We start from the raw sequence: 4,222 nt of genomic DNA on the forward strand, positions 1-4,222 counted from the left end.
TACGCGGCGGACGATTTGCGGGCGTGTTCGGCGTGTTCGACCGCGGCGGCTTTGAGGCGTTCCGAAACCTCCAGCATCGCCGCACCGTATCCGCGCCGGTATTGCGCGGCGCGGTCGTATTGCCACGCGCCGGCAACGAACACGGCGCAAACCGACACCGCAATCAGCTTCGGGTTTTTAAGCGGCAGGCTGTTCATAGGCCTCCGACATCGCTTTGTAGTTTTTGATTTCGCTTTCGGCAAACTCAAAAGCTTTAAAATCGGCGTTTCCGCCCGCCTCTTTGCTTTTGGCTTCCCATTCGGCGATACGCGCTTTCAGAAACTCGGTAGGATTCATCATTACGCCTCTCCCGCGCCTTGCGCGCCGGTGGCGGCGGCGGCAGTCAACCGGTAACGCCCTTCGGCGGGGGACGAAGGCACAGGTTTGCCGCCAATCAGCTTGGACGGCCAGAAATAGCCGTCAATGTCCGCAGGGTCAAACGGGATGATGGATACCATATTGCCCTGATTGCCGCCCAAGCCCAAGATTCTGCCTTCCGCGTCTTTGCCGACAACGAAGAACACGTGTCCGCCGCCCCGGCGCGGTTTGACCGCGATGCAGCCGTATGCGGGGGCTTCGAGTTTCGTCAAACCCGACATTGACCAGGCTTTGGCGCGATACCAGTCCCTGATGACCGCGCGTCCCGCTTTGCCCAGGCAGTGTCCGACAAACAGGCCGCACCACGGCGTTTCGTCTTCAAAGTACCAAGACTTTGCCGCGCCGGGGAAGCCGCCCGTCTCTTTGAGCCATTGCACAATCGTCGGATTGTGTTTCGCGCCGGGAATTTCTTTCAAACCGATGTGCCTTCTCGCTTCGGCTATCCACGGTAATTCTGTCATTTTTAATCCTTTCGGTAAAAGACGAGATGTAAACTTTGGGTTGGCAACTCGTTCTATGTTTTAAGTCGCAATCACAATGTGCACCGCATCGCCGAACACGCTGTCTTTTTCAGTCGCGTTTGCCGATACGGTAACTTTCCGCGCAGATGATATGTTGCCCGTCAACACAAAATAAAAAACAAAGTTGCAACATGCTGATTTATATTGTTATTTTTATTTACGTTTATTTACGATATGCAAATGCACGGTTACAAAGATATATTTGCATAACTGTTTAATTTTATTGAATTTTATTGATTCAATCAGTGTCTTTCCGCATCGTAAGGCTGCCCGGTTTTAACAATGTAATAGGCGGGCTTCGCCAGTTTGCGCATGATGGCAACGATAATTACCATCTTTGGCTTACCCGCTTTTTTCAGATTATTTATTAATTTCGGAAATGCGTTAAAACGGTAAGCACAAAGGGCGGGCATATACAGCGTACTTTTTAATCGTCTGTTTCCGTATCGGCTCAATCTGCCCCGACCTCTTACGCTTGTCCCTGATTGTATGATGGCGGGACTTAATCCGGCATAGGATACAAATTGGTTTGCGGTTTTAAAATGTTTTTCTGTCAGTTGCGCATAAAGAACTGATGCGGTGTCTTTGCCTATGCTCGGGATGGTTTGAAGATTGCGGTAATGGTTATTGTCCGTTTGTTTTTTGATTTGTTCGGATATGGCTATTTTTACCTGTTCCATCTTGTCCTGTATGGTATCTATCAAGTCTTGATGTATGTTCCTTATGAAGTCTTCTTCAGTGCTATGAAGACGGTTTTTAATTTGCTTCTGCTGTTGCTGTAATTGGTTTTTAAGATTAATCAGTTTTTGCAGTGCTTTGTTTTTGGGTATCTGATACGGTATCAATGTATCTTGATGCCTTTTTATGTAATCTGCTATCAGGTTTGAATCTGCTTTGTCGGTTTTGGTGCGGTTAAACCTGCTTTTTCCGTAGTCCTTGATTTTTAAGGGATTGATAACGTAAACGGTATAGTAGGAAGAAAGCATATCTGCTGCCTTTTCGTAATAGATGCCTGTTGCCTCCATGCCGATATAGACTTTTCTGATTCTGTTTCCCTTTATCCACAATCTAAACTGTTTTAATCCATCATCATTATTCTTAAATTTAATGTAATGGATACTTCCGTTTGTTTTATGCAATGTTGCGTCTATGGTGTCCTTTGAGATGTCCGGCCCGATTATATTCATTGGTATTTTCCTTATTTATACAGCCTTGATACGGCTAGGATGATATTCAATTTTGAGGATGGATAAAGGCAGCCGGCATTTCTACGCGTCTGTTTTAATACATTGCGGGATTTGCTGCCTGACTGCCTTAGCCCTTGCTTTGCGCGAAACAAAGACCCGTAAGCCGTCTATATTCAAACGGTTTACGGGTCTTTTTTCTCTGTTGCCGTTTTCTTCAGTTTGCCGATCCGACCACGCCCCCGCCGATTCCTTCAAACGGTTTCCCGCGTTCTTCCCAATTGTCGTACATTAGGTTCTGCTGCGGTTTTCCGCCCAAGGTGGCAACTTGCGCCCTGTCCGAATGTTGCTGCGCGCTTTGCTGAACTTCCTGCCCTTGGCTTTCTTCTTTGTATGGGTTAAACGGCAAGCCGTTTTTTACATAGTCCTTGCACATCAACTCCGTCACTTCTTTCAATGCCGTCCCTTGATGCGAATAGCAGGTGCATCCGGTTCTTCCGCCTTCTATACAGCCTGCTATATATTCAAAGGTCCTTACCTGCCTTACACCGTTATAAATCGGCTTGCTTTCGGGTTTTTCGGGCAATGTCGGAACAAACATATCTGCCGTAAGGTTTCCGTTATTCACCGATTCTCCTTCTGTTTTATCCGGAAGTACTGCCTGCTGTTCTGTTGCCGCCGATTCTTGTGCTGCGGGTTCTTCCTGTTTTTTTCCGTAACTGCCCAACATTTTGTAAGACAAACCGACAAATAGCGGAATCAATAATATGATGACGGGCAATGCATAAAACCATTTTGAACGCTTGACTTTGTTTACCGTGTGAATTTCTGCGGATTCGTACAAGTCATAAACTTTTTTATCCAGTGTGTAGATACTGGAAAATGCACTTGATGCCATTTTTACCGGGTCATCCGCGCATACTTTCCATTCAAGCAGGGTACGCAAACCCATTTTGTTGGCCGCAATGTGGTAATGTCTTTTAACCAATGTTCGCAAGTTCTGATCTAAGAGTTTAGGACCTTGTGTCAATACAAATATATCTATGCCCTGATGCCTGTGTGTGTTCAGCCATTGGACGTTTTCGGGGATTTTCGAACCTGCGGAGCGTGCGGGCCATACGTCTTGCGCCTCATCGACAATAACGATTGCGCCGACGTTTTCAGGCTTCTTGATCCATTCATACATATCATGCGCCGAAAGCTGTTCATCGGTTGATTTCGGCAGCTTCTTTGCGTCTGTTTCTATGTGGGTGTGCGGTATCTTCAAACCTTTGATGTTCGTAAATACTTTACGGCGTACGCCGTTTTCATCTGGCTTAAACATTTCATCGTTTGCCATCATGGAAACCATTTTTAATGTTTTCCCTGAACCGGGCGTGCCGGTTATCAAACAGATTTCTGCCATTTATTTTTTCTTCCCGATTGAGGTTGCGAGTTTTGTCATTTGTTTAAAGGACAGAATAAAGGCGATTGCGCCGAAAAGAATGTTTAGAACAGTACCACCGCCGCTTATATAGAAAAGCTGTAACATTGCTTGAGGCGCGCCCGTTATGCTATGGGTTATCGCCTGTTGAAAATGGGCTGCCAATCTATCTACACCCGCATAGGTAACAGCCATCAAGCCTAATGCAGTCAATATACGGCCTGCGACGCTCATCAAGAGCGGAATCAATGCGGCCAACAATTTCATTTGCTCTCCCTTTCTTAAAAGGCACGTTTGCCTCATTAAACAAATGTTTCTTAATCTGAAAGATTGCTCCGCATTCGCGGCGCGGCAGCGCTGTGGGGACACCCCCTCGCGCTTATCGCCAATCCCCCCCCCGCGCTTCTCGGCTGTTTGCGGCTTCGCCCGCAAAGTGCGATGCTTCGCCTGCCTTTGGCTAAAGTTGCTTAATTGGATTGGAATAATTTTGTTTTAAATCGTTGCACATTTGATTGGAACGGCGGAGGTTGTGCGGTCAATAAAGGTGATGATTTCAGAGCTGGGGCTTCTTTTTCCCTTGGCCGCAATCCGAAATACAAAGAAGAAATGGATGCCAAAAAGCCGGAAGAGATTTTATCGTTGAAAGTCGATGCCGATCCCGACAAATACATAAAGGC

Annotated in this window: 6 protein-coding genes and 1 pseudogene; 1 reads left to right on the top strand and 6 read right to left on the bottom strand. The window is 46.7% G+C overall.

Annotation, left to right across the window (positions count from 1 at the left end; genetic code table 11):
* The 6 genes and pseudogenes from DFR77_RS12330 to DFR77_RS12350 form a co-directional block, all read right to left on the bottom strand.
* Nucleotides 1–197 (bottom strand): annotated as a pseudogene (locus tag DFR77_RS12330) (hypothetical protein); the annotation flags it as partial.
* Nucleotides 178–339 (bottom strand): hypothetical protein, encoded by a 162-nt coding sequence (locus DFR77_RS13545; RefSeq protein ID WP_003693964.1) that lies wholly within the window; start codon nt 337–339, stop codon nt 178–180. The pseudogene DFR77_RS12330 and the gene DFR77_RS13545, both read right to left, overlap by 20 nt.
* The gene (locus DFR77_RS12335) at nt 339–878 is read right to left on the bottom strand and encodes an NlpC/P60 family protein (protein ID WP_017146875.1); all 540 of its coding nucleotides are present in this window, start codon (nt 876–878) and stop codon (nt 339–341) included. The genes DFR77_RS13545 and DFR77_RS12335 overlap by 1 nt, the downstream gene beginning before the upstream one ends.
* Before the next feature lie 302 nt (nt 879–1,180).
* Nucleotides 1,181–2,125: an IS110-like element ISNgo3 family transposase gene (locus tag DFR77_RS12340; protein WP_003703478.1), complete on the bottom strand. Its 945-nt coding sequence runs from the start codon at nt 2,123–2,125 to the stop codon at nt 1,181–1,183.
* Between the two features lie 214 nt (nt 2,126–2,339).
* Nucleotides 2,340–3,527 (bottom strand): zonular occludens toxin family protein, encoded by a 1,188-nt coding sequence (locus tag DFR77_RS12345; RefSeq protein ID WP_003689773.1) that lies wholly within the window; start codon nt 3,525–3,527, stop codon nt 2,340–2,342.
* Entirely contained in the window at nt 3,528–3,812 is a 285-nt protein-coding gene (locus DFR77_RS12350; RefSeq protein WP_003689770.1) for a DUF2523 domain-containing protein, read from the bottom strand.
* A gap of 204 nt (nt 3,813–4,016) precedes the next feature.
* Here DFR77_RS12350 and DFR77_RS12355 point away from each other — a divergent pair.
* On the top strand, nt 4,017–4,222 hold a 206-nt coding region (locus tag DFR77_RS12355), incomplete at its 3' end, for an IgG-binding virulence factor TspB family protein (RefSeq protein WP_371806989.1).

Source organism: Neisseria gonorrhoeae, from assembly GCF_003315235.1.
Classification (GTDB): domain Bacteria; phylum Pseudomonadota; class Gammaproteobacteria; order Burkholderiales; family Neisseriaceae; genus Neisseria; species Neisseria gonorrhoeae.

What these genes read in the sequence shown, in the direction of transcription:
- DFR77_RS12340 (WP_003703478.1), bottom strand. Translation starts at nt 2,125, where the DNA reads ATGAATATAATCGGGCCGGACATCTCAAAGGACACCATAGACGCAACA.
- DFR77_RS12345 (WP_003689773.1), bottom strand. Translation starts at nt 3,527, where the DNA reads ATGGCAGAAATCTGTTTGATAACCGGCACGCCCGGTTCAGGGAAAACA.
- DFR77_RS13545 (WP_003693964.1), bottom strand. Translation starts at nt 339, where the DNA reads ATGATGAATCCTACCGAGTTTCTGAAAGCGCGTATCGCCGAATGGGAA.
- DFR77_RS12350 (WP_003689770.1), bottom strand. Translation starts at nt 3,812, where the DNA reads ATGAAATTGTTGGCCGCATTGATTCCGCTCTTGATGAGCGTCGCAGGC.
- DFR77_RS12335 (WP_017146875.1), bottom strand. Translation starts at nt 878, where the DNA reads ATGACAGAATTACCGTGGATAGCCGAAGCGAGAAGGCACATCGGTTTG.